The 22,049-nt window shown below is 71.9% G+C and carries 22 protein-coding genes; 10 read left to right on the top strand and 12 right to left on the bottom strand.

The window, feature by feature from the left end; genetic code table 11:
* Nucleotides 1–15 precede the first annotated feature (15 nt).
* Genes OG623_RS14295 through OG623_RS14285 form a run of 3 tightly spaced genes read right to left on the bottom strand, consistent with a single transcriptional unit; the run spans nucleotide 16 to nucleotide 3,202 of the window.
* Nucleotides 16–1,659: a transporter gene (locus OG623_RS14295; protein WP_406146789.1), complete on the bottom strand. Its 1,644-nt coding sequence runs from the start codon at nucleotides 1,657–1,659 to the stop codon at nucleotides 16–18.
* Nucleotides 1,656–2,486, bottom strand: coding sequence for an ABC transporter ATP-binding protein (locus OG623_RS14290; protein ID WP_406146788.1), 831 nt, complete (start codon nucleotides 2,484–2,486; stop codon nucleotides 1,656–1,658). Before OG623_RS14290 ends, OG623_RS14295 begins: the two co-directional genes overlap by 4 nt.
* A 38-nt stretch (nucleotides 2,487–2,524) precedes the next feature.
* Entirely contained in the window at nucleotides 2,525–3,202 is a 678-nt protein-coding gene (locus tag OG623_RS14285; RefSeq protein WP_406146787.1) for a bifunctional DNA primase/polymerase, read from the bottom strand.
* Nucleotides 3,203–3,458: 256 nt separating this feature from the next.
* Between OG623_RS14285 and OG623_RS14280 the strand changes: the two genes are divergently transcribed.
* Nucleotides 3,459–4,841, top strand: coding sequence for a transcriptional regulator (locus tag OG623_RS14280; protein ID WP_406146786.1), 1,383 nt, complete (start codon nucleotides 3,459–3,461; stop codon nucleotides 4,839–4,841).
* Between the two features lie 160 nt (nucleotides 4,842–5,001).
* Complete coding sequence (locus OG623_RS14275; RefSeq protein ID WP_406146785.1) at nucleotides 5,002–6,540, top strand: hypothetical protein; 1,539 nt, start codon at nucleotides 5,002–5,004, stop codon at nucleotides 6,538–6,540.
* A gap of 59 nt (nucleotides 6,541–6,599) precedes the next feature.
* Here OG623_RS14275 and OG623_RS14270 read toward each other — a convergent pair whose 3' ends face one another.
* The gene (locus OG623_RS14270) at nucleotides 6,600–7,868 is read right to left on the bottom strand and encodes an ABC transporter substrate-binding protein (protein WP_406146784.1); all 1,269 of its coding nucleotides are present in this window, start codon (nucleotides 7,866–7,868) and stop codon (nucleotides 6,600–6,602) included.
* A gap of 174 nt (nucleotides 7,869–8,042) precedes the next feature.
* Here OG623_RS14270 and OG623_RS14265 point away from each other — a divergent pair, with 174 nt between their 5' ends.
* Both OG623_RS14265 and purU read left to right on the top strand, forming a co-directional pair.
* Nucleotides 8,043–8,489: a hypothetical protein gene (locus OG623_RS14265; RefSeq protein WP_406151815.1), complete on the top strand. Its 447-nt coding sequence runs from the start codon at nucleotides 8,043–8,045 to the stop codon at nucleotides 8,487–8,489.
* A 28-nt stretch (nucleotides 8,490–8,517) separates the two neighbouring features.
* Entirely contained in the window at nucleotides 8,518–9,417 is a 900-nt protein-coding gene (purU, locus tag OG623_RS14260) for a formyltetrahydrofolate deformylase (RefSeq protein ID WP_406146783.1), read from the top strand.
* 21 nt (nucleotides 9,418–9,438) lie between these two features.
* Here purU and OG623_RS14255 read toward each other — a convergent pair whose 3' ends face one another.
* Complete coding sequence (locus tag OG623_RS14255; RefSeq protein ID WP_406146782.1) at nucleotides 9,439–10,686, bottom strand: maleylpyruvate isomerase N-terminal domain-containing protein; 1,248 nt, start codon at nucleotides 10,684–10,686, stop codon at nucleotides 9,439–9,441.
* The gene (locus OG623_RS14250) at nucleotides 10,683–11,264 is read right to left on the bottom strand and encodes an RNA polymerase sigma factor (protein ID WP_406146780.1); all 582 of its coding nucleotides are present in this window, start codon (nucleotides 11,262–11,264) and stop codon (nucleotides 10,683–10,685) included. The genes OG623_RS14255 and OG623_RS14250 overlap by 4 nt, the downstream gene beginning before the upstream one ends.
* 289 nt (nucleotides 11,265–11,553) lie before the next feature.
* Here OG623_RS14250 and OG623_RS14245 point away from each other — a divergent pair, with 289 nt between their 5' ends.
* The 3 genes from OG623_RS14245 (at nucleotide 11,554) to OG623_RS14235 (ending at nucleotide 13,482) form a co-directional block, all read left to right on the top strand.
* The gene (locus OG623_RS14245; RefSeq protein ID WP_406146779.1) at nucleotides 11,554–11,928 is read left to right on the top strand and encodes an STAS domain-containing protein; all 375 of its coding nucleotides are present in this window, start codon (nucleotides 11,554–11,556) and stop codon (nucleotides 11,926–11,928) included.
* Nucleotides 11,929–12,010: 82 nt separating this feature from the next.
* Nucleotides 12,011–12,547 (top strand): EF-hand domain-containing protein, encoded by a 537-nt coding sequence (locus OG623_RS14240; protein ID WP_406146777.1) that lies wholly within the window; start codon nucleotides 12,011–12,013, stop codon nucleotides 12,545–12,547.
* A 473-nt stretch (nucleotides 12,548–13,020) separates the two neighbouring features.
* A complete protein-coding gene (locus tag OG623_RS14235) occupies nucleotides 13,021–13,482 on the top strand; it encodes an ATP-binding protein (RefSeq protein ID WP_406146776.1) in 462 nt (153 codons plus the stop codon).
* Between the two features lie 81 nt (nucleotides 13,483–13,563).
* Here OG623_RS14235 and OG623_RS14230 read toward each other — a convergent pair whose 3' ends face one another.
* A complete protein-coding gene (locus OG623_RS14230) occupies nucleotides 13,564–14,553 on the bottom strand; it encodes a GlxA family transcriptional regulator (RefSeq protein WP_406146775.1) in 990 nt (329 codons plus the stop codon).
* A gap of 66 nt (nucleotides 14,554–14,619) precedes the next feature.
* On the opposite strand from OG623_RS14230, the gene OG623_RS14225 reads away from it, so the two are divergent.
* Entirely contained in the window at nucleotides 14,620–15,045 is a 426-nt protein-coding gene (locus tag OG623_RS14225; protein ID WP_406146774.1) for a DUF2809 domain-containing protein, read from the top strand.
* Between the two features lie 79 nt (nucleotides 15,046–15,124).
* Entirely contained in the window at nucleotides 15,125–16,474 is a 1,350-nt protein-coding gene (locus OG623_RS14220) for an MFS transporter (RefSeq protein ID WP_406146773.1), read from the top strand.
* A gap of 10 nt (nucleotides 16,475–16,484) precedes the next feature.
* Here OG623_RS14220 and OG623_RS14215 read toward each other — a convergent pair whose 3' ends face one another.
* The 5 genes from OG623_RS14215 to OG623_RS14195 all read right to left on the bottom strand — a co-directional run bounded on the left by OG623_RS14215 (nucleotide 16,485) and on the right by OG623_RS14195 (nucleotide 20,806).
* Nucleotides 16,485–17,672, bottom strand: a complete 1,188-nt coding sequence (locus OG623_RS14215) for a flavin-containing monooxygenase (protein ID WP_406146771.1) — start codon at nucleotides 17,670–17,672, stop codon at nucleotides 16,485–16,487.
* 95 nt (nucleotides 17,673–17,767) lie between these two features.
* Complete coding sequence (locus OG623_RS14210) at nucleotides 17,768–18,358, bottom strand: hypothetical protein (RefSeq protein ID WP_406146770.1); 591 nt, start codon at nucleotides 18,356–18,358, stop codon at nucleotides 17,768–17,770.
* 9 nt (nucleotides 18,359–18,367) lie between these two features.
* Nucleotides 18,368–19,279 carry a zinc metalloprotease HtpX gene (htpX, locus tag OG623_RS14205; protein WP_406146769.1) on the bottom strand — a complete coding sequence of 304 codons (912 nt, stop codon included), beginning with the start codon at nucleotides 19,277–19,279 and terminating at the stop codon, nucleotides 18,368–18,370.
* 94 nt (nucleotides 19,280–19,373) lie between these two features.
* The gene (locus OG623_RS14200; RefSeq protein WP_406146768.1) at nucleotides 19,374–20,051 is read right to left on the bottom strand and encodes a pyridoxal 5'-phosphate synthase; all 678 of its coding nucleotides are present in this window, start codon (nucleotides 20,049–20,051) and stop codon (nucleotides 19,374–19,376) included.
* Nucleotides 20,052–20,158: 107 nt separating this feature from the next.
* Nucleotides 20,159–20,806 (bottom strand): TetR family transcriptional regulator, encoded by a 648-nt coding sequence (locus OG623_RS14195; protein ID WP_406146767.1) that lies wholly within the window; start codon nucleotides 20,804–20,806, stop codon nucleotides 20,159–20,161.
* Nucleotides 20,807–21,153: 347 nt separating this feature from the next.
* On the opposite strand from OG623_RS14195, the gene OG623_RS14190 reads away from it, so the two are divergent.
* Nucleotides 21,154–21,960 carry a VOC family protein gene (locus OG623_RS14190; protein ID WP_406146766.1) on the top strand — a complete coding sequence of 269 codons (807 nt, stop codon included), beginning with the start codon at nucleotides 21,154–21,156 and terminating at the stop codon, nucleotides 21,958–21,960.
* The last annotated feature ends 89 nt before the right edge of the window (nucleotides 21,961–22,049 follow it).

Here is a 22,049-nt window from a genome sequence, read left to right as displayed (position 1 = left end):
AGTCCTGGGAGTCCCTCAGCCCTTGCTGACGGCGGCCAGGATCTCCGGGAGCCGGTTCGCCATGCGCGGCGCGGCCAGCCGTACACCCAGCCACCCGATGGCCGCCCCGTACACCGCGCCCACCGGCAGCAGCAGCCACAGCCGGCCCTGGTGGTCGGCGACATGCAGCCAGATCGTCAGCCCGATCACGGGCCCACTGAGCACCGCGGACGCGATCACTCCGCCGAAGATGGAGATCCAGGCGATCCCGGTCTGGCCAGGGGCGACGTTCTTGAGCGCCCCTTCCTGGGGGATCGAGTACGGGAAGAGCGCCGAGGCCATGGCGCCCGTCGCCAGCATCGAGCCCAGCAGGGCGAACGAAAGCCCCATGACCCCGGGCAGCGCCGTCCAGTTCCCGAGCACCGCCGCGGTCACCGCCGTCACCAGGACCGTGAAGGGAAGGGTGATCAGCAGCAACGCCAGGGCCCGTGCCCGGAGTTCGAGATACGCGTCCCGGGTCGACGAGACCGAGAGCGCCACCATCCAGAAGGCGGAGGTGTCCTGCCCGAACTGGTTGTACATCTGCATGCCGAGCATTCCGGCCGCGAAGCACGCGAAATAGATCGACCCGGTGCCCTGCAACGCGTTGAGCACGGGCACGATCAGGCCGATCGCCAGCGCCGTCACCCAGGACGCCTTGGTCTTCGGGTCCCGTACGACATACCGCAGGCTCCGCTGCATCACCGCGCCCGTACGCCCCTCGGGAAGCAGCGAGGCGAGCCCGGAGCGGTCCGCGCGCGACCGGTCGCGCGAGGGTTCGGCGGCGGCGATCGTGGAGCCGTCCGGCGACGACATCAGCTTCACCAGGCTCCGCTGCCACAGCCACATCAGGCCGCCCAGTGCGAGCACCGAGATCAACAGCTGGCCCAGCGCCGTGCCGTACGAACCCTCCGAAGCGGAACCCACCGCTCCGAGAGCCGATGCGGGCGGCAGCCAGCGCACCACGTCCGCGGCGGGTTCGAGCGAGGACAGCCCGCCGGCCCGGCCCAGACGCTGTGCGCCGAAGTTGACGAACTGGGCGCCCACCGCGATCACGAGACCGCTGAGCACCGCGAGGTCACGGCCCTTGCGCGAGGTCAGCAGCCGAATGTTGGCCGTGGCGACGTAGCGCGCCAGCGCCACACAGACCAGCAGCGTCAGCGGCACGGCGACCACACCGAACACGACCGCTGCCGCGCCGTGCGCCACCGCGATCACCGAGCCGAGGGCCAGGGTGAGCGTGAAGAGCGGCCCGATGCCGATCAGCGAGGCCACCAGCAGCGCCCCGATCAGGGCGCGGGGACGCAGCGGCAGCATCACCAGACGGCTCGCGTCCAGGGTCTCGTCGCCGCCCGCGAAGAACAGCGGCAGCACCGCCCAGCCCAGCGCCACCACCACGGCGAGCAGCACGACCAGGGTGTCGGCCCCCGCATGACCGCGGAGCGCGACCAGGCCGATCAGCTGGCCCGCGGCGAAGAGCAGGGTGACGACGAGCGAGGTGACGTAGGCGGCCCGCCGCCCCGTCGACTGGCGCAGCCCGTTGCGCAGGAGCGCCAGCTTGAGACGTACGAAGACGGGGACGATGCCCCGGCCGGGAACGGCCGGGACCGCGGATCCCGCGGGGGCGTCCAGCACCGTCATCGGGCAGCACCGCCCAGCCAGTCGAGGGAGGCGCCGGTGTCCCGGGCCCCCGCGCCGACCAGCTCGAGGAAGGCGTCCTGGAGCGAGGCCGCGTCGCCTCGGACCTCGGCCAGCGTGCCCTGCGCCCGGATCCGTCCGGCCGCCATGACGGCCACCCAGTCGCAGAGGGACTCCACCAGCTCCATCACATGGCTGGAGAAGACCACGGTCGCGCCGGAGCGTGTGTAGCGCTCCAGAACCCCGCGGATGGTCTGTGCCGACACGGGGTCGACGCCTTCGAAGGGTTCGTCGAGGAACAGCACCTCGGGGTTGTGCAGCAGCGCGGACGCCAGTCCGATCTTCTTGCGCATCCCGGTGGAGTAGTCGACGACCAGCTTGTGCTGCGAGCCCGCGAGGTCCAGCACGTCGAGCAGCTGGGTGGCCCGCTTGTCCGTCTCGGCCCCAGGGAGCCCACGCAGCCGGCCGGTGTAGCCGAGGAGTTCACGCCCGGAGAGCCGCTCGAAGAGCCGAAGTCCCTCGGGGAGCACCCCGATCCGGGACTTCACCTCGACCGGGTCGCTCCACACGTCGTGGCCGCCGACCTCGATCCGGCCCATGTCGGGCCTGAGCAGTCCGGTCACCATCGAGAGCGTGGTCGTCTTGCCCGCGCCGTTCGGGCCCACCAGACCGACGAACTTGCCGGCCGGCAGATCGAGATCGATCCCGGCGACCGCCACCTGTTCCCCGAACCGCTTCCAAAGCCCTTCCACCCGCACGGCGGGCGGTGGCGTCCTGGCCACCCCCGCCGCCGTGTCCGTCCCGCCTGTGCTGTCCGCCTGGTCCGGCATGGCACTGCCTTTCGATATCCCCACGTGTGGGGACCACCCTACGAAAGACGTGCGCGGGCGTCGGCCGTCTCCCGGGCACAGGCGTACGCGAGGGGGCTGATCAGCTCGTCCGCGTCGGGCAGCCACAGATCGCCGCGGGAGGGGCGGCGGACCCACTGCACGGCGCCGCGCCCCGCCACCCGGGTCGGCGGCCCGGCGACGTAGTCACCCTCGCCGCGCCCCACCAGGCCGATCGCCTCGGCGTTCCAGCCGAGCCCGGCCACGAGCCCGGGTGCCTTGGCGGCCGTGCCGGGCAGGGCGAAGAACAGCATCCGGCGGTCCGGGGTGCGGGTCACCGGGCCGAGCGTGTGGCCCATCCGCTCCATCCTGGCCAGCGCCAGGAAACCGGCGGACTCCGGTACGTCCAGGGCGTCGAAGGTCCGGCCCGCGGGGAGCAGGACCGACGCCCCGGGGTGCCTGGACCACATCCGGCGGGCCGCGGCGGCGTTGCCGGTGGTCTGGCCCGCCCAGTCGGGCCGGGTCGGATGGGCTCCGGGGGAGGCGCAGCCGGCGTCACCGCACGAGCAGCGCTCCGTCCCCCCGTCGGCATCGAGCCAGGCGCCGGGGAACACGTCCCAGTGGCGGGCCTGGGCGTACCAGGTGGCGGCTTCGAGCAGCTGTTCACCTCGCTGTTGGGGGATGCGGGCGGCTTCCGTCACTCCGATGGGCTCTTCCACGTTCCGCTCAACTCCCGCTGTCAGCAAGGGTTACGGGGGCGCGTGCGCCCCTTCCGGGCGGATCGATCCTGCATGTGGGGCGCACGGGTGCATGTCCGGGGGCGCGCGGTAGGAAATGCACCGTTGTACGGGTAACCAGGTGCAGGACCACGCCAATTCACCATCGCTCGTACCCGATACAGATGAATATGCGCATTTCTCGTGTCGTGCCGGGCAGTGATCCCCTCATCGGATCACTGCGGTCTCAGGGGGAAATATGGCAGCCAGGCCTCTCGTCGCCCGCCAGCCGAACGAACGGCTCCAGACGCTCATCCAGGAGGCGGCGTGTTCCAACGCCGGCCTTGCCCGCAGGGTCAACATGGTCGGGTCGGAGCGCGGACTCGATCTGCGGTACGACAAGACCTCCGTGGCCCGCTGGCTGCGCGGCCAGCAACCACGCGGCAGGGCGCCGGGAATCATCGCCGAGGCCATCGGCCGAAAACTCGGCCGCACGGTCACGATCGACGAGATCGGCATGGCCAACGGCAAGAGCCTGGCCTCCGGTGTCGGTCTGCAGTTCGCGCCCACCGTGGTCGGCGCCGTCGAGCAGGTCTGCGAGCTCTGGCGCAGCGACGTGGGCCGCCGTGACCTGCTGTCCGGATCGGCGGTGGCCGCCTCCGCCCTGGTCGAGCCCAGCCGCGACTGGCTGATCACGGGCGCCGACCCCCAGGTGGCGCGGACGGCGGGGAACAGGGTCGGCATGCCGGACGTGACGGCGGTGCGGGCGATGACGGCCGCGCTCGTCGACCTGGACCACCGCTTCGGCAGCGGGCATGTGCGGCCCGTCCTCGTGCACTACCTCAACAGCGTGGTGTCCGGGCTGCTCGCGGGCTCCTACCGCGAATCGGTCGGCCGTGAGCTGTTCGGCGCGGTCGCCACCCTCACGGAGCTCGCCGGTTACATGGCGGTGGACACCGGCCAGCCGGGTCTTGCCCAGCGGTACTACATCCAGGCGCTGCGGCTGGCCCAGGCCGCGGGTGACCGGGCGTACGGCGGCTATGTGCTGGCCGCGTCGATGAGCCATCTCGCGGCCCAGCTGGGCAATCCGCGCGAGATCGCCCAGCTGGCGCGGGCCGCGCAGGAGGGTGCGCGGGGGCGGGTGACCCCGCGGGCGGAGGCGATGTTCCACGCGGCGGAGGCCCGGGGCCACGCGCTGATGGGCGATGCCCGCACCTGCCAGGTCTCGGCGGGCCGTGCGCTGGCCGCCCTGGAGCAGGCCGACTCGGCGAAGGGCGACGACCCGGTCTGGATCGCCCACTTCGACGCGGGCTATCTCGCCGATGAACTCGCCCACTGCCACCGGGACCTGGGGCAGGCCGAGCCGGCCGCGCGCCGGGCGAAGGAGGCCCTGGCGGCCCTCCCGGAGTCCCGGGCCAGGCGCCGGGGCATCGGGCTCGTGCTGCTGGCCTCGGCGCAGGTGCAGCAGCGTGAGGTGGAGCAGGCCTGCCACACCGGGCTGCGCGCGATGGAGCTGCTGGGGACGGTGCGCTCCAGCAGGGGTGCCGAATATCTCGACGACCTCCAGCAGCGGTTCGAGCCGTACGCGAACGAGCCCGCGGTCCGGGAGTTCGGCGCCAGGCTGGAGCTCCAGGCCGCCTGACCGGCGTGTTCGGCGAGTTGACCATGAACAGCGCCAGGGGTGCCGCAGGTGTTACCCCCGGTGTGAAGGGGTGGTGAGCGCCCTCGGGCGCTTGGCGCCGGGCTCGGGGCACCCGGTAGCGTGAGCCGACGATTCCATAGGTTCACACGTAGGAGTCCCGGTGACGCAGAGCGGACAGGGTGACGAGCCGCAGCTTCCCGCTGTACGGCACGCCCACGAAGGTGTCGTGCTGCCCGCGGAGGGTGGCCCCCGCTGGCGCATGGGTGGCCCGGAGAGCGGGCAGCCGGACCAGGCCGTCCCCGCGGGCGGGCAGCCGTGGGGCAACGCCTGGGGGCCGGAGGCCGCGCACCAGGACGGTCCGCCCCCGGGGCAGCTGCCACCTGAGCAGCCCCAGCAGGGTGGGTACCAGCAGCAGGGGCAGTACCAGCCCCCGCAGCAGTACGCGCCGCAGCAGGGCGCCTATCAGCAGGACCCCTACCAGCAGCAGCCGCCACAGCAGCAGCCGCCACAGCAGCAGCCGTACGCCCAGCCCCTGCCGCCCGAAGCCGCTCCACCGGGGCCGGGCGCCGGGCAGCACGCGGGTCAGCACGCCGGACTCGGTATGGGACCTGGCGGGGACGCGGACGCCACGCAGTACATCGCGCCGGTCCCGGGTGGCCAGGGCCCGCCCGGAGGGCTGCCGCCCGCGCATCAGGACTCCACCCAGTATCTGGGGCAGCCCGTCGCTCCCGCGCAGTCGTCCGACGCCGACGCGACCCAGTACATTCCCCCGGTCCCGGGCGGCGCTCCGTACGGGATCCGGCCGGGAGCCCCGGGTGACCGGCAGCCGCCCGCGGAGTTCGACAGCCTCTTCCGCAGCGAGGAGCCCGCGGGCGCCACGCAGCAGATACCCCGCTTCGACGAAGCCGGGCAGCCGCCCAACCAGCCTCAGCAGCCCTACCAGGGCCCTCCGGCCGCCCAGCAGCCGCCACAGGGCGCCCAGCCCTACCAGTCGGGCCCGGCGGGCTTCCAGGGCGGTCACGGGGGCTACGGCGGCGATGACCGGGCCCGGGGCGGCGACGCGCCGCGCAAGCGGTCCGCGCACATCCCGCTGATCGGGGCCGTCGTCGTCGGCTGCGCCGTCATCGGGCTGGGTGCCGGGGCCCTGATGAGCGGGGGCGACGACAAGCCGGCGGACGACAAGCAGCCGGTGGCCGCGCAGAGTTCACCCGCGGACGGTGCGGGTGAGCCGGCCGAGGATCCCGCGAAGCCCCAGGCCGAGGAGCTCGACAAGCTGCTCGCGGACAGCAACAACAGCCGCTCGGCGGTGATCGGCGCCGTGGAGAAGATCAAGGGCTGCAAGGCACTCGACCAGGCGGCATCCGATCTGAAGGGTGCGGCCGAGCAGCGCCGGGGCCTGGTGACCCAGCTGGAGGCGCTGAGTGTCGACAAGCTCCCCGCGAACGCGGAGCTGAAGGCCTCCCTGACCAAGGCGTGGCAGGCGTCGGCGGAGGCCGACGACCACTACGCCACGTGGGCCGGCCAGGCCAAGAACAACAAGAAGGTCTGCAAGGGCGGCAAGGCGTCGTCGACCGGCGCGACCGCCAAGGCCAACGCGTCGAGCGGCGAGGCCACCGAGGCCAAGAAGAAGGCCTCGGGGCTGTGGAACGCCATCGCGAAGAAGTACGAACTGACCGAGCGCGCCCCCACGGACCTCTGACGGCAGCGCCCCGGCTTCCTGCCCCGGCCGGGGCAGGAAACCGGAGCGCACGGCGCGCGTCAGCCGCCGGTCGGGGCGTCCGCGAGGGTCTCGGTGACGTCCACGAAGCCCTTCTTCTCCGGGATGAGCCGCCCGTCACGGACCACCTGGAACGTCACCTGCCCGTTGACGATGCGCCCGTAGGCGGCCGTGCCGACCATGTCCTGGAAGCGCCAGCGCAGGACCGGGGTGAGGCCGCCGGTGTCCACCTCGGTGCCGCGGTTGAGGCTGACGGAGATCCCGCCCGCGGAGATCTCCGGCTGGTCCATCGCCTCGACGACCGCCTTGAGGACGGTGTAGGCGATCCAGGTCGTCTGCACGCCCGTGTCCTCGGGATCGATCCGGTCGTCCCCGAAGGCGTACTTCCGGATCACCTCGCGCATCTCGTCCCAGCGGGCGTCCTCGGACACCGGGTACCAGCCGGTGACGCGGGCACCCTCGAAGGGGCTGTTCCGGCCGCCGGAGCCGTCGATGAGGCCTTGGCCGACGCTGCCGAGCACGGAGGAGATCTGTACGTCGCTGCCCTCGGGTTCGAGCCGGCGGAAGGAGTCGAAGAACGTCTCCGTGCCCTGGCCGAGCACCGCGGTCACACAGCCGCCGTCCGCGTGTTCGAGGGCTCTGGCCGCCTCGGGGTCGTACGAGGTGGCTCCCTCGGCCGCGCTGATGTCGTAGGAGGCGGGCCGGTCGCGCCGGCTGAGACCCGTGTCGAGCAGGCCCGGCATGGTGTCGCCGACCAGGGTGTCGGGCCGCACGAGCGAGACCCGCTCGCAGCCGGCCGCCAGCTGCTCGCCGTTGCCCGCGACGAGCGCCGGCTGGCCGCCGTTGACCGGATAGGAGAGATAGCTGGTGAACTCGTCGGCCGAGGCGCCGTACCCGCCGATGTACGGGATCCCGGCCGCCTCCAGCGGGGCCAGGAACGACCGCCCGTATCTGCTGTACGAGCCGACGACCGCCGCGACGCCGGAGTCGACCGCCTTCCGGGCGCACTTCGACGCACCGGACGAGGTGTCCTGCTCGTTGCAGGTCAGGACCCGCAGCTCGTGGCCGTCGAGCCCGCCGTTCTCGTTGATCCAGCGGGCGTAGGTGCTCGCCATGGCCGTCATCCCCGCCATGTTCACCGCGTCGGCCGCGGTGGTGTCGGGGGCCCACGTCATCACGGTGACGGTCTCCCTGGAGTCCTCCGAGATTCCTGGGATGACACCGCAGCCGGATATCAGCAGGGCCCCGGCCGCCGCCGATGCGAGGAGTCCGAGGGGGCGGGGAGAGGTGAGGCGTCGCCATCCGGTCATGGATAGGGACCCTCCAGGCTCACGGGCAACGCCACGCTGAGGGACGGTCAACGGAGGGTGACGTGGAGATGAATTACGGGGGGCCGCGCAGGGGCTCGGCAAGGGAACGTACGATCGGCAACCGTGCAGCAAGGTTCGGAGAACACTTCCCGTCGCGGCCGTCGCTCCTCCACCATGGGCGACATGCCGCTCAATGACATGCCGTGGTGGCGCTGGCGCAGCAACGTGCGCTCGGCGCTGCACATGCTCTCCGACCCCGTCTTCCATCACGAGTGCTGGCTGGCCGGCCGGGAGGGGTACGGCGACGTCACCGACGCCGTGTACCGCCTGGTCGAGGACACCTGGCTGGACAACTGGTCCGCCGAGAAATACGTGGGAACGATCTTCCGCGACTCCGCCGAGGCGGCTCTCGTGGACGTCGCCGCCCTGCGGGTGCTGCGCATCATGCACCAGATCGGCGCGGACGCCCCCGTATCGGCCTATCTGGAACATCCGGGCTGGCAGGAGGCGGTCGTGGCCGCCCGCGAGGCCCATGTGATGCTCGCCACCCATGACGGGGAGGATCCCGACATTCCGCCGCGCTCCCTGGATGTGCTCCGCATCATGACCAGTTCCGCGTGACCCACGGGCGGTGTGGCACCCTACGGGAATGACCGCGCCGCAGCCCGCCGAATCCGTACCCGCTGCCTCGGACACCGTCGCCGAGCAGTACGTCCTCACGCTCTCCTGCCCCGACAAGCAGGGCATCGTGCACGCCGTGTCGAGCTATCTCTTCATGACCGGCTGCAACATCGAGGACAGCCAGCAGTTCGGCGACCACGACACCGGCCTGTTCTTCATGCGCGTCCACTTCTCGGCGGACGCCACGGTCACGGTGGACAAGCTGCGTGCCAGTTTCGCCGCGATCGGGGAATCCTTCCGGATGGAGTGGCAGATCCACCGGGCGAGCGAGCGGATGCGGATCGTGCTGATGGTCAGCAAGTTCGGGCACTGCCTGAACGACCTGCTGTTCCGCTCCCGCACCGGTGCGCTGCCCGTGGAGATCGTGGCGGTCGTCTCCAACCACACGGACTTCGCCGAGCTCGTCGCCTCGTACGGCATTCCGTTCCGGCACATCCCGGTGAACAAGGAGAACAAGGCGGAGGCCGAGGCGCAGGTCCTGGAGCTCGTCCGTGGGGAGAACGTCGAACTCGTCGTGCTCGCGCGCTACATGCAGGTGCTCTCGGACGACTTCTGCAAGCAGCTGAGCGGCCGGATCATCAACATCCACCACTCGTTCCTGCCGAGCTTCAAGGGTGCGAAGCCCTACCACCAGGCCCATGCGCGCGGGGTGAAGCTGATCGGTGCGACGGCGCACTACGTGACCGCCGACCTCGACGAGGGGCCGATCATCGAGCAGGAGGTCGAGCGCGTCGGGCACGGCGTCACGCCGGACCAGCTCGTCGCCGTCGGACGCGACGTGGAGTGCCAGGCACTGGCCCGCGCCGTGCAGTGGCACGCGGAGCGGCGCATCCTGCTCAACGGCCGCCGTACGGTCGTCTTCGCCTGAGGGGCCGCGGGCCGATCCGGTTCACAGCCGGCTGAGGGAGGCGGCGGCGAACAGGACGTCGCGGATCGCCTCGCGGTCGCCGTCCTGCCCCGCGGCGGCTTCGGCCGGCGGCACATGGCCGGAGACCAGCCGGCAGAACTCCACCCCGTCCACCGCGACCTGCGCCACCGTGTGCGCGGGGGAGCCGAGGGCGGCCGGTGAATCCAGCGCGATGTACCAGTCGCCGCCGCCATGGCCCTCGACCTCCAGATGGAGGGAGCGGCCGGGCGAGCCCGCTGTGACCAGACGGCGCGCCGGTGCGGCCAGCCCGGCCCGGCGGCGTCCGGCCAGGGTGGCGGGCAGCAGCCGGGCCGCCAGGTCGATCATCCGGTGCAGATGGGCGGCGGCGGGCGGCTCGTACGGGTAGTCCACCGCGTCCGCGATGTCACCGCCGTGCACCCAGCACTCGAAGGCCCGCTCCAGGAGCGAGTCCTGAAGCGGGAGGGTGAAGCGCCCGTAGGGGACGGAGCGCTCCGCGACGCCGCGGCCGGCGAACGACACCGTACGGATCAGGGAGTGGCTCTGGTCACGCCAGGGCTCGCGCACGACCCGGGTGGGTGGCTGGACCGCGCCCGACCAGCACGCCTCGGTGCGCTCGGCCGGTGCGAGGGGCTGGTCGCCCTTGCCGAGCGGGTCGTCGAGTTCGAGGGCCCTGGACACCAGGCCGTCGACCGCCGTCAGATGGCAGATCACCCCGGCGACCGTCGTCCTGCGGTTCACCTGCCGGTCGTCCTCGAACCACTTGAGCCGCACCGGCGCGTGCCACTCCGCTGAGCCGATGTCCCGCAGGAGCGCGTCGAGCCGCGCGGTCTCCGCGTCGTACGGAGCGGCCCACTCCGGTACGGGGATGCGCGCCGGGCGGCGGCCGAGACAGCCTTCGAGGACGCGGGACCTGAGCATCGGGTCCAGGTCGAGGTTGCCGTCGGTGTGCAGCAGGCCCACCGCGTCCCGCAGCCGCAGCGCCTCGTCGGCGCAGGGCGCGCACGAGGTGAGGTGATCCTCTACGGCCGCGGTCTCCTCGGGGGAGCAGGAGGCCAGCGCCCAGGCGCCGAGGAGGGACGTGAGCACCTGGTGGGGGAGCGGCGGGGCGGGCCGTTCGAGCCGTTCCGGCCGTTCGGGCCAGGCCCGGGGCAGCCTCTCCCGGTCGTCCGCGGCCCGCCTCGGCCCCGGTATGCGCCGTTCCACCGGCTGCTCCCCGTCGCGGCCGTCGCCGCGGTGGCCGCCGGTCACGGGGTGGGTCCGTATCCGGGAGGCGCCGAGTCGGCCGACGTCCGGGTGTTCGCGGTGGAGAGCAGCTGGAGGCCGAGCCGCAGTCTGCGCCTGGCCTCGTCCCCGGTGACGCCCAGGTCGGCGGCGGCCTGCCGGTAGTCCCTGCGCTGGACGTAGGCGAGTTCGAGGGCGGCGCGCAGCGGCGCGGGCATGGAGGAGACGATGTAGTCGGCCCTGGCCGCCGCCGTGGCCTTCCGCACCCGGTGCTCCAGTTCGTCGGCCCGCGCCTCGGCGTCCGGGCCCTCGGTCTCGCCGTGCGTCGTGCGCAGCCGCCGCACGGAACTGCGGTGGGTGAGCCGCGCCACCCAGGAGCGCATGGAGCCGTGCTTGGGGTCGTAGGCCTCGGGGTTCTCCCAGACGTAGCCGAAGACCTCGCGTGTCACCTGGTCCGCCGCGTCGTCGTCGTCCAGCATGCGGTGGGCCTGACTGTGCACGAGGGCGGCGAAACGGTCGTAGAGCTCGCCGAGGGCCGCCGCCTCGCCGCGCGCCAGCCGCTGCTGCATCCGGCGGTCCCAGCGCGGTGGTGCGTCCTTCGCCATCCAGCCCCCAGCCCTGTGCCCCTCGTCATGTCGAATGTAGTCGGCGGCATAGTCCGAGCACGTACCTTTACAGCAAGTACGTCCCTCAAGTGGCGCCGGATGATAGAGAATGCTCAACCCCTTGCCGATTCCTGATCATGTAAACGATCCTGGAGTGATCGTTTCTGGATGAATCCTGTACCAGGCCGGTGGGTAGAAGAGTGTTTCACGGGCCGGTACGCGGGCAGCCGCGAGGAGGAACGGAAACTTCCGGATCCTCCGGAGCCCCCGGAACGAGAGGCCGAGTCGCGTGACGCTGAAGGTGTACGAGACGGAGCAGGACGCGTGGACCGTGCTGCGGATCCATGGCGAGCTCGACCTCGTGAGTTCACCCGTCGTGCGTCAGTCCGTCCACGGGGCGGTGGCCGCGGGCCGCCACGACGTGATCCTCGACCTCTCCGGTGTCCTGTTCTGCGACTCCAGCGGGGTCGGTGTCCTGATCGCCTCCCGCCGCCTCATGAAGTCCTGCGGCGGCCGGCTGAGGATCGTCCTCCCGGCCCGTGGGGCGGTCGACGGCTCGCACGTCAACAAGGTGCTGGGCGCCCTGGGCGTACGACGGCTCTTCGAGGTGTACCCCGACTCGGACGCCGCCACCGACGACGAAAGCCGCCCGCTCACCGCCTGACGGGCCGGCCCGACACGAAGTCGTCACAGCCCCGACGAGGCTCGGTGACACGTGACGCCTCCCGGCGTCGTACGCTCCCCGCATGGACAGCGCAGAGTACGAGCGTAAGATCGCGCACCGCTTCGCCGCCTTCGACCAGGACGGCAACGGTTACATCGATCGCGCCGATTTCAATGCCGCCGCGGCCCGGCTCCTCGCCGAGTTCGGCACGAAGGCCCGCTGTGACCTGGGCCAGTCGCTCTACTCGGGTGCCGAGGCCTTCTGGCAGGGCATGGCGGGCATCGCCGACGTCGACGGGGACCAGCGCGTCAACCGGCAGGAGTTCGTGGGCGGCGCCGTGAAGCGGCTGCGGGACAACCCGGAACGCTTCGCGGAGATCGCGCGCCCCTTCCTGCGCGCGGCCCTCGCCGTCGCCGCCGGTACGGACCTCGAGGGCGCCGCCCCTGCCTCGGCCCCGGTGGCCGCGGTGGAGCGGGCCCTGCGGGTGCTGGGCGCCGCCGACGACATCGCGAGCGTGGCGGCCCGCAGCCTGGACACCGACCAGGACGGCCGGATCGCGGAGCCGGACGCCGTGGCCGCCTTCTCCGCGTACTTCACCGTGATCGAGCCCGACGCCTAGCCGACGGGGTCGCGTTCGGGCTGTCGTGGCGGGCCGGGGGGCGCACGAATCGTGCCCCTGGGGTGACGCAGTGCTTCCGGAACGCATGTGCGCCCCGGGGATTTCTGTCACGGGGCGGAGTCACGGGCCTGCCCTCGGGTACGCTCCGTTGGATGCGAGTGGCACGGGAGGCGGAGGATCCGGACGTGGCCCCAGAGGCTGCCCCGGACGGCGCACGGTGTGCTGCTCGCACCCCACGGAGCTGCGAAGGACCCGCGGGGGACTCGGTCCCCGGGGCGACGGCACGCTTCTGTTCGACTCTCCGCAGCACGCGTCGCACAGTATGGACCACGCGTACTCCTTCGCGCTGGAATATGCCCGAAGCGCTTGTTGCGGTGACTGTACGTCAACCATGCTGTCTCGCAGGGGAGTCACGTTCCGTGACCCCGAGGAGGCGCTAGGCGATGTGTCCGCCGGTTCGGATGGTGTGAGCGGTGCAGGTGCTTCAGGTTCAGCTGGAGGTCGGGCCGGATCCCGCGGAAGTGGGACGGGCCCGCAGATGGGCGCGGTCGCGGCTGATCGGGTCCGGGATGGAGGACGACGAACCGCTCGCGGAGACGCTGATCCTGCTGATCTCCGAGCTCGTCACCAACGCGGTGGTCCACACGGGCTGTCCGGCCGTGCTGCGGATGCTGTTCGGCTCGGCGAGCCCGGCCGGTTCGGCGGGGACGGTGCGGGTCGAGGTGGCCGACACCAGCTGCCGTCCGCCCCAGCCGCGTCACGCGGAGGGCGAGGACACGAACGGCCGTGGTCTTGAGCTGGTGGACGGCCTGGCGGACCGCTGGGGCTGGCAGCCGGAGGGCGCGGGCAAGCGGATCTGGTGCGAGGTCGACCGCGGGGGCCCTGTGATGGTCCCGGTGATCCAGGAGCAGCCCGGCGACCGGGCCACTCTCTGAGCAGGCCGCCCGGCGCTCTGCGGCTTTACCGGCGCCGTGGCTTTACCGGCGCCGTGGCCTTCCCGGCGTCCTGCGGCCGTCTCAGCGTCTCGCGGCCGTCGACCGGAACGTACGCCGGTAGACCGTGGGGGACACCCCGAGCGCGGCCCGCACATGCTGGCGCAGGGAGGTGGCCGTGCCGAAACCGGCGTCCCGCGCCACCTGGTCGATGGACAGCTCCGTGGACTCCAGGAGATGCCGCGCCCGCTCCACCCTCTGCTGGGCGAGCCACTGCCCCGGGCTGACGCCGACCTCCTCGCGGAAGCGACGGGTGAAGGTGCGCACGCTCATGGACTCCCGCCGCGCCATGTCGCGGAGCAGGATGGGCTGTTCCAGCCGTCCGAGCGCCCAGGTACGCGCGGCCGTCGTCGTGGCGAGCCCTGCCTCGGGCAGCGGGCGCCGGATGAACTGCGCCTGCCCGCCGTCACGGTGCGGGGGTACGACGTTGCGGCGGGCGATGTCGTTGGCGACGGCCGTGCCGTGGTCGCGGCGCACGATGTGCAGACAGAGATCGATCCCGGCGGCGACCCCTGCCGAGGTCAGCACGTCCCCGTCGTCGACGAACAGGACGTCCGGATCGACACGGACCTTCGGGAAGAGCCGCTGGAAGTGGTCGGCCGACGACCAGTGGGTGGTGGCGGGGCGTCCGTCGAGCAGCCCGGCCGCGGCCAGGACGTAGCCGCCCGTGCAGATGGAGACCATCCGGGTGCCCGGCGCGATGTACGTGAAGGCGGCGGCCAGTTCGTCGGTCAGCCGGCCCTCCTCGTGGACCGGGCCCAGCTCGTAGGAGGCGGGGACGACGACGGTGTCGGCGGTGGCGAGAGCCTCGGGGCCGTGCTCGACCATGATGCTGAAGTCGGCGTCGGTGCGGACCGGGCCGGGCGGGCGCACGGAGCAGGTCACGACGTCGTAGAGCTTCTCGTCGGCGCCGGGGGACTCCAGGATCCGCGCGCGGCCGAAGATCCGCTGGGGGATGCCGAGTTCGAAGGGGATCACCCCGTCCAGGGCGAGCACGGCGACGCGGTGACGCATCCGGACTCCTGCTCTCGTGCGGCCGGGCCCCGGCCGGGTGGTGGCCACCTGATAGACGTACTGGCCATGAAGGCAAAGCCGATCCTCCCCGCATCCATTCCCGGCGCCGTCCCCGCCCGTGCGACGGCCGCCGCGGCGGCGCTCGTGACCGTGCTGGCGGGGCTCGGTGTCCGCTCGGCGGTGGACGGGGACGTGGCGAAGTACGCGGGCGACGCCCTGTACACCGTGCTGATCCACACCCTGGTGGTCCTCGTCGCGCCCCGGGTCAGGCCGCTGACGGCCGCGGGCGCCGCGCTGGCCTTCAGCTGGGCGGTGGAGCTTGCCCAGCTCACCGGTGTGCCGGCCGAGCTGTCGCGCCGGAGCGCGCTGGCACGGCTGGTGCTCGGCTCGACCTTCAACGCCCCTGACCTCCTGTGGTACGTAGCGGGGGCGGGCCTGGCCTGGGCCGTCCACAGCCGCCTCAGGACCGGGCGTGGTCCGGGGCGGCCCTGATCCGGATGGCCCGATCCCTGCGAAGGGTGTCCTACCAGCCACTCGCCCGGGGGTGGCCGCCGACCGGAAGCTGAGCGGCGTGACCCCGACAACCGACAGCGCGGCAACAGACGGCGCGGCAACAGACGGCACGGCGACCGGCAGCGCGGCCGATGGGGCCGCCCTCCGGGGCCGCCCCCGTCCGCGGGTCCACCGTGCGTGGATCGTCGCCGCCGTCACCTTCGTGACGATCATCGGCGGCGCCGCCTTCAACTCGCTGCCCGGCCTGCTCATCGACCCCCTCAACGCGGAGTTCGGCTGGTCGCACGGCGAGATCGGTCTCGCCGTCTCCCTCGACATGGCGCTGTACGGGCTGACCGCGCCGTTCGCCGCCGCGCTGATGGACCGGTTCGGCATCCGCCGGGTCGTGGTCGTCGCGCTCGCCGCCGTCGCGGCCGGGGCGCTGGCGAGCGTCTGGATGACGGCGTCCTGGCAGCTGATGCTCTACTGGGGCCTGCTGGTCGGCCTGGGCACGGGCTCGATGGCGATGGCCTTCTCGGCGACCGTCACCAACCGCTGGTTCGTGGCCAGGCGCGGCCTGGTGACCGGCATCCTGACCGCTGCCGGCGCCTCCGGCCAGCTGATCTTCCTTCCGCTGTGCGCCTGGATCGTCGACCGGCACGGCTGGCGGCCGGCCTCCGTGACGGTCGCGCTGGCCGCCCTCGTCGTCGTCCCCTTCGTCTGGCTCCTGATGCGCGACCACCCGGCCGACGTGGGGGTGGCTCCGTACGGCGGCGCGTACGTGGAGAAGCCCGCACCCGCGACGGGCGCCGCGGCCCGTGCGCTGCGCGTTCTGTTCGACGCGGCCCGCACGGGCCCGTTCTGGCTGCTGGCGGGGTCGTTCGCGATCTGCGGTGCCTCCACCAACGGCCTGATCCGCACCCACTTCGTGCCCTCGGCCCACGACCACGGGATGCCGATCACCGCGGCGGCGTCGCTGCTGGCCGTCATCGGCGTCTTCGACATCATCGGCACGGTCTTCAGCGGCTGGCTCACTGACCGCTTCGAGGCCCGCAGGCTGCTGGCGGTCTACTACGCCCTGCGCGGGATCTCGCTGCTGTTCCTGCCGATGCTGATGGCCCCGACGGTGCACCCGCCGATGGTCTTCTTCATCGTCTTCTACGGCCTCGACTGGGTCGCCACGGTCCCGCCGACCCTGGCCCTGTGCCGGGAGCAGTACGGCGACGACAGCGCGATCGTCTTCGGCTGGGTCCTGGCCTCGCACCAGGTGGGGGCGGCCGTGGTGGCGTTCGCAGGCGGGGTGGTCCGGGACCAGACCGGGTCGTACGACCTGGTCTGGTACGCCGCGGGCGCCCTGTGCGCGACGGCGGCCCTGATGGCCCTGGTGATCCGCCGCGGCGCGGTGGAGCCGGTGCCCGCCGCCCGCTGAGCGTCCGGCTTCAGCCCGCCTTGGCCAGGCGGGTGGCTATCTTCCGGGCGTCCAGGGCCATCTCGCGGAGCATCCCGCTGATCGGGTTGGTGAAGCCGGTGAAGTAGAGGCCCGGGGCACCGTCCGGGGTGCGGGCGCCGTGGACCACGGGGCGGCCCCGGTGGTCCAGTACGCCGAGGTGGCCGACCAGGTCCTCCAGGGCGCGGTCGTAGCCGGTGGCCGCGATCACGGTGTCCGGGGTGATCCGGCTTCCGTCGGCCAGGGTCACCCCGTCCTCGTCGAACGACTCGATCGCCGCCACGGGCACCACACGGCCGGTCTTCACCGCGTCGACGAGACCGACGTCCTGGACGGGGATCGCACCCTCCTTGACCCGGGAGTACAGCCCCGTGTCAGGTCGCGGAAGGCCCTGTTCCGTGAGGTCGGGGACGGTGATGCGGCACATCAGGCGCCCTGCCCGGTCGACGAGCCCGACCGGCAGCCTGCGGACCAGCACGGCGCTCGCCTGGGCGGGCCAGCCGGCCGTGGACCGGCGCACGATGTGCGGGACGGTACGGACCGCGATCCGCACCCGGGCCGCGCCGCCCTCGACCAGGTCCACGGCGATCTCGGCCCCGGTGTTGCCGACGCCGACGACCAGGACGTCCCTGCCGGCGTACGGGGCGGGGCCGCGGTACTCCGACGCATGCGTGAGTTCGCCGGTGAAGGCCTCGCTGCCGGGCCACCGAGGGATCCTCGGGGTGTGGTTGAAGCCGGTGGCGACCACGACGGCCCGCCCGGTGAGCACCCGGCCGCCGGTCGCGCTCAGCTGCCAGCCCGTGCCGTCGCCGGCCCGCTCGATCCGGGACACCTCGACGCCCGTCACCACCTCGAGCTCGTGGTGCTCGGCGTACTTCTCCAGGTAGCGCACCATGTCGTCGCGCGACACCCAGCGCCCGAAGCGGCGGGGCATCGCCAGACCGGGCAGCGAGGACCAGCGCCGGGTCGTGTGGAGGTGCAGCCGGTCGTAGTGGCGGCGCCAGGACGCCCCGACGCTGCCGGACTTCTCCAGGATCACCGCTCGTACGCCCTGCTCCCGCAGTGCCGCCGCGGCGGCGAGGCCGCCGGGGCCGCCGCCGATCACATAGACCGGCCGGCCGTCGGTGCGGTCGATGGAGGAGGGCAGGGCGTAGCCGGCGGTGGGGGTTGATTCGGGCATGCTTCGGAGCGTAATAGGACATGAACATGATGGGTTCCGGTCCGGGCGGGAATCGATTGCGAAATGATCACGAACCCGGCTCACCCCGCCCCCGCTCAGAGCCCAGGCGCGCCCCACACCGGGAACCAGCGCCCCAGGTCGTCCTCCACCCGGAGGTCGTCGCCCAGAGTGGCCCGCACCTGGAGCTCCAGTTGGTTGTCGCGTTTCTCGCCGCTGCTGGGGGCCGGGGCGAACGGATAGAAGGTCCCCCGCTTGTAGAGGTAGACCAGTGCCAGCGAACGCCCCTCCGGGTTCCGGAACCCGATCAGCGAGCAGAGCAGATGCGGCCCGAAGCCGCCGTCCTGGAGGAGGGTGTTGACCGCGTGCAGGTCGTTGACCAGGGCGGCTGTGCCATCGGGGCCGGGGTCCTGACGTGCGAGCAGCCAGGTGTAGCCATAGGTGTCCCGGCTGAACTCCACCGGGATCCCGCCCCGCCCCGTGTCCGCGTCGAGCAGCTCCCGCACGTCCTGCTGGACACGGGCGAACGTGCCGCCCTCCACCCCCGCGAAGCACACCGACCCCAGCCCGGTGGGCGTGAAACCGGTGCCGGCCTGGAGGGTGAGCGCGGCGGACGGTACGGCGAAGAGCTGGTCCAGATCGGGGCGTACGGGTTTGCTGCGCCCCAGGATGCTGTCGAGCAGGCCCACAGAAGCTCCTTACGGGTGGGAGAGGCCGGCGGAGATGCGGGCCAGCTGGTCCAGACGCTGTTCGAGGGTCGGGTGGGAGGAGAGCAGCCGCCCCAGGCTCTCCTTGGCGGCGAAGGCGGGCACGAAGTAGAAGGCGTTGTACGGCTCCGCCTTCCGCAGGTCCTCCGTCGGGATCCTCGCCATCTGTCCGCTCACCTTGGTCAGGGCGGAGGCGAGCGCCGACGGCCGGCCGGTGAGCAGGGCGGCCGTACGGTCGGCGGAGAGCTCCCGGTAGCGGGAGAGCAGCCGGGTCAGCAGGAAGCTCAGCGCGTACACCACCGCGCTGATCAGCGGGATCAGCATGATGATGATGCCCGCGGGGTCGTTGCCCCGGCTGTTGCGGGCGAAGCCGCCCCACAGGGCGACCCGGGTGATGATGCCGGCCAGGACCCCGAGGAACGACGCGATCGTCATCACGGCCACATCGCGGTGCGCGACGTGCGACATCTCGTGGGCGAGCACCCCTTCGAGCTCCTCGGGCTCGAGTCTGCGCATCAGCCCGGTCGTGGCGCAGACCAGGGCGGTCTTCTCGCTGCGGCCGGTGGCGAAGGCATTCGGTACGTCGCTCTGCGCGATGGCCACCCGTGGCTTGGGCATGTCGGCGAGTGCGCAGATCCGGTCGATCGCGCCGTGCAGCTCGGGGGCCTCGTCGGGGGTGACCTCCCGGGCGCCCATGCCGTAGGCCGCGATGCGGTCGCTGAACCAGAACTGGGCGATGAACAGACCGCCCGCGATGATCAGGATGATGGGCCAGGAGCCGCGCAGGACAGCCAGCAGGACGCCCACGAGGACCACGTACAGCAGGCCGATGAAGAACATCGTGCTCACCATGCGGGTGGTAAGGCCGCGGTCCGGGGCGTAACGGGAACGGGTTCGTGCCATGGGTGCCTCCATCAGCTCACCTGACTCCCATAGTGCTCCTTTCGCGGGGAAACCGTGTGAAGTGGGGGTGAAGAGGGTCCGGGACGCGCGCGGATCAGGGCCAGAGGAGCTCGCGGGTCCAGGCCGCGCCCTCGCGGCGGTAGCGCAGCCGCACGTGCCGGCGCCGGCCGTCGCCCTGGAAGAACTCCACCTCGCGCGGTTCGACCACATAGCGTGTCCAGGTCACCGCCTCGGCGTCAGGTTCGGCCACGGCGCGCTCCCAGGCCGCTTCGGAGGCCCGTACGAGAGCGTCGAGCGCGGGCAGCACCTCGCTCTGCGAACCGGTCAGCGCGGCGGCCAGCGCGCCGGTGGACCTGGCCCGCAGATCGGCCCGGCTCTCCTCGCGGCTCGCGGGGGAGGCCGTACCCCGTACGCGCACCTGGCGGCCCTGGGCGGGCCAGTAGAAGCCGAGCGCCGCGTCCGGGCGGGCGGCGAGCTGGCGGCCCTTCGCGCTGGTGGTGTGCGTGGCGAAGTGCCAGCCGCGCTCGTCGGCGTCGTGCAGCATCAGCGTGCGCACATCGGGCCTGCCCTCCGCGTCCGCCGTCGCCAGGGTCATGGTGTGCGGCTCGGTCTGCCCGGCCGCCACCGCATCGGCGAACCAGCTGTGGAAGAGGGGGAGGGGCGCGGAGGGGGCGGCGGACGGGTCGAAGGAGGGCAGGGGCACGTCCCAGACGCGCTGCGCGTGGAGCAGGGCGCGGAATTCCTTCTGCGTGTCACTCTGTGCTTCGTTCATGGGCTCATTCCACCGCGTCCCGCGCCGCCGCGGAAACGCCGACGGCGGACCACAGGGGTGGTCCGCCGTCGGTGAGACAGGACGTGGGGAGGCGGAGCCGCCGGGGCCTATCTGACCGGCTTCTTGCCGGTGATGCCCAGATGGACCAACAGGGCGAGGTTCGGCCGGAGTTCGGCCTGTTTCACGCCCCAGGTGGTGAAGCCCTTCTGGTGCGAGGCGACCCCCGCGAGCATGACGACCAGGGAACCCGCCATCGCGGCCGGGTTGACGTCCTTGTCCACCTTGCCCTTGGACTGCAGCTCCTTGACCGCGTCCGTCAGGGGGTTGGTGACGGAGCTGAAGACCTTCATGCGGATCTTGTAGAACCGCTTGTCGCCCTCGGCGGCGCCCAGGTCGACGACGCGGAGGATCGCGTCGTGGCGCCGCCAGAAGTCGAGGAATCCCTCGACGAGTTCTTCGGAGGCCTGCCGGCCGGCCTTGCCGACCCAGGAGCGGCCGCCGACCAGTTCGGTCAGTCCGGCACCTTCCTTGGCCATTTCCTCGGCGAGTTCGAGAACGGCGCCCTCGACGTCGGGGAAATACTGGTAGAAAGTCGCGGGTGAAGTCCCCGCCTTCCGTGCGACGTCGATGACTTTGACGTCACGGTACGGCGAGGAGCTGAGCATCTCGCTGAGGCAGTCGAGCAGCTTCTGCCGCGTCGCCTGGCCTCGCCGACCAGCCACGCGGCCGTCGACGGTGCGTACTTGTCCTGTCATGCCGTCAGCTTACCGAGGGGTGAACCGAGCGCGATCTGACCGACTGCAAATGGGGAACGACCCAGTGCGGACGGGGCGAAGAACGCAATTCCCGATGCGGTGTGATCCATTTCCCGTCCGGCTGTGCGTGTTTATGGAATTGCCCTTCTCACGGCGGCGGACCCCCTCCGGTGCGATGGTGTTATCAACAGCCTGTGGATAACTTCGGTGGACAACTTTCGTCCACACGGGTCGCAGAACCTTCACGATTCGGGCAAAGGTTCTATTCGGCCCCTCGGGGCGCGCGGGAAGGCCCTCGACGCTACGTTGAGTGTGATGTGCGTCACCGCGACGGAAGGACCCGGGCCATGGCCGTATTCGCGCAGTCCGCGCCCTGCTGGGTGGATGTGCAGCTCTCCGACCTGGAGGCCGGCAAGCGCTTCTACGGCGGGCTCTTCGGCTGGACCTTCCACGCCGGTGACGGCATGCCCTTCGCGGATGCGTACAGCGACGGCGCCCTGGTCGCCGCGCTCGCCGCCAAGCAGGACGGCCGCATGCCCACGGCCTGGGGCGTCTACTTCTCCACCGACGACATCCGCGCCACCGTCGCCCTCGTCAGGAAGGCGGGCGGACAGGTGATCACCGAACCGGTACGGGCCGGCGGTGCCGGGGTACTCGCCCAGGCGGCCGACCCCGGAGGCGCGGTCTTCGGCCTCTGGCAGGCGGGCGACCGCGCGGGATTCGAGAAGCGATACGCGCCCGGCGCGTTCTGCTGGACCGAGGTCCACACCCGTGAGCCGGAGCGCGTGGACGCCTTCTACGAGGAGGTGCTCGGCTTCCGGGGGAGCGACGACCCCGCACTGCCGGTCGCCGAGGGCCCCGCAGGGGCCACGCCGCCGTTCCGGACCTGGTCCCTCGCGGGGACCGAGCCCGGCGGGGACACCGCGGTCGGCGGGCGCGCGGTCATCACGGACGCGGTCCCCGCGATGCTGCCCAGCTCCTTCCTCAGCTACTTCGCCGTCGCCGACTGCGACCGGGCCGCCGAGACCGCCGTACGCCTCGGTGGCCGGATCACAGCGCCTCCCCTGGACATCCCGTACGGGCGGGTGGCGGTCCTCCAGGACGATCAGGGTGCGGCTTTCGGTGTGCTCCGGCCGACCGGGCCGATCACGTAGCCGCAGCGGCGGCTGTCCGCGGGTGTCCTGAAAGGGATGGAGTGCCACACAACACTCCGTTCCGCCCCCGGGTTCGCAACCAGGCCCCG

Origin of the sequence: Streptomyces sp. NBC_01012, from assembly GCF_045162755.1 — a bacterium.
Classification (GTDB): domain Bacteria; phylum Actinomycetota; class Actinomycetes; order Streptomycetales; family Streptomycetaceae; genus Streptomyces.
The sequence above is the reverse complement of the archived record's forward strand: the minus strand, read 5'-3'. Positions and strand labels throughout refer to the sequence as shown.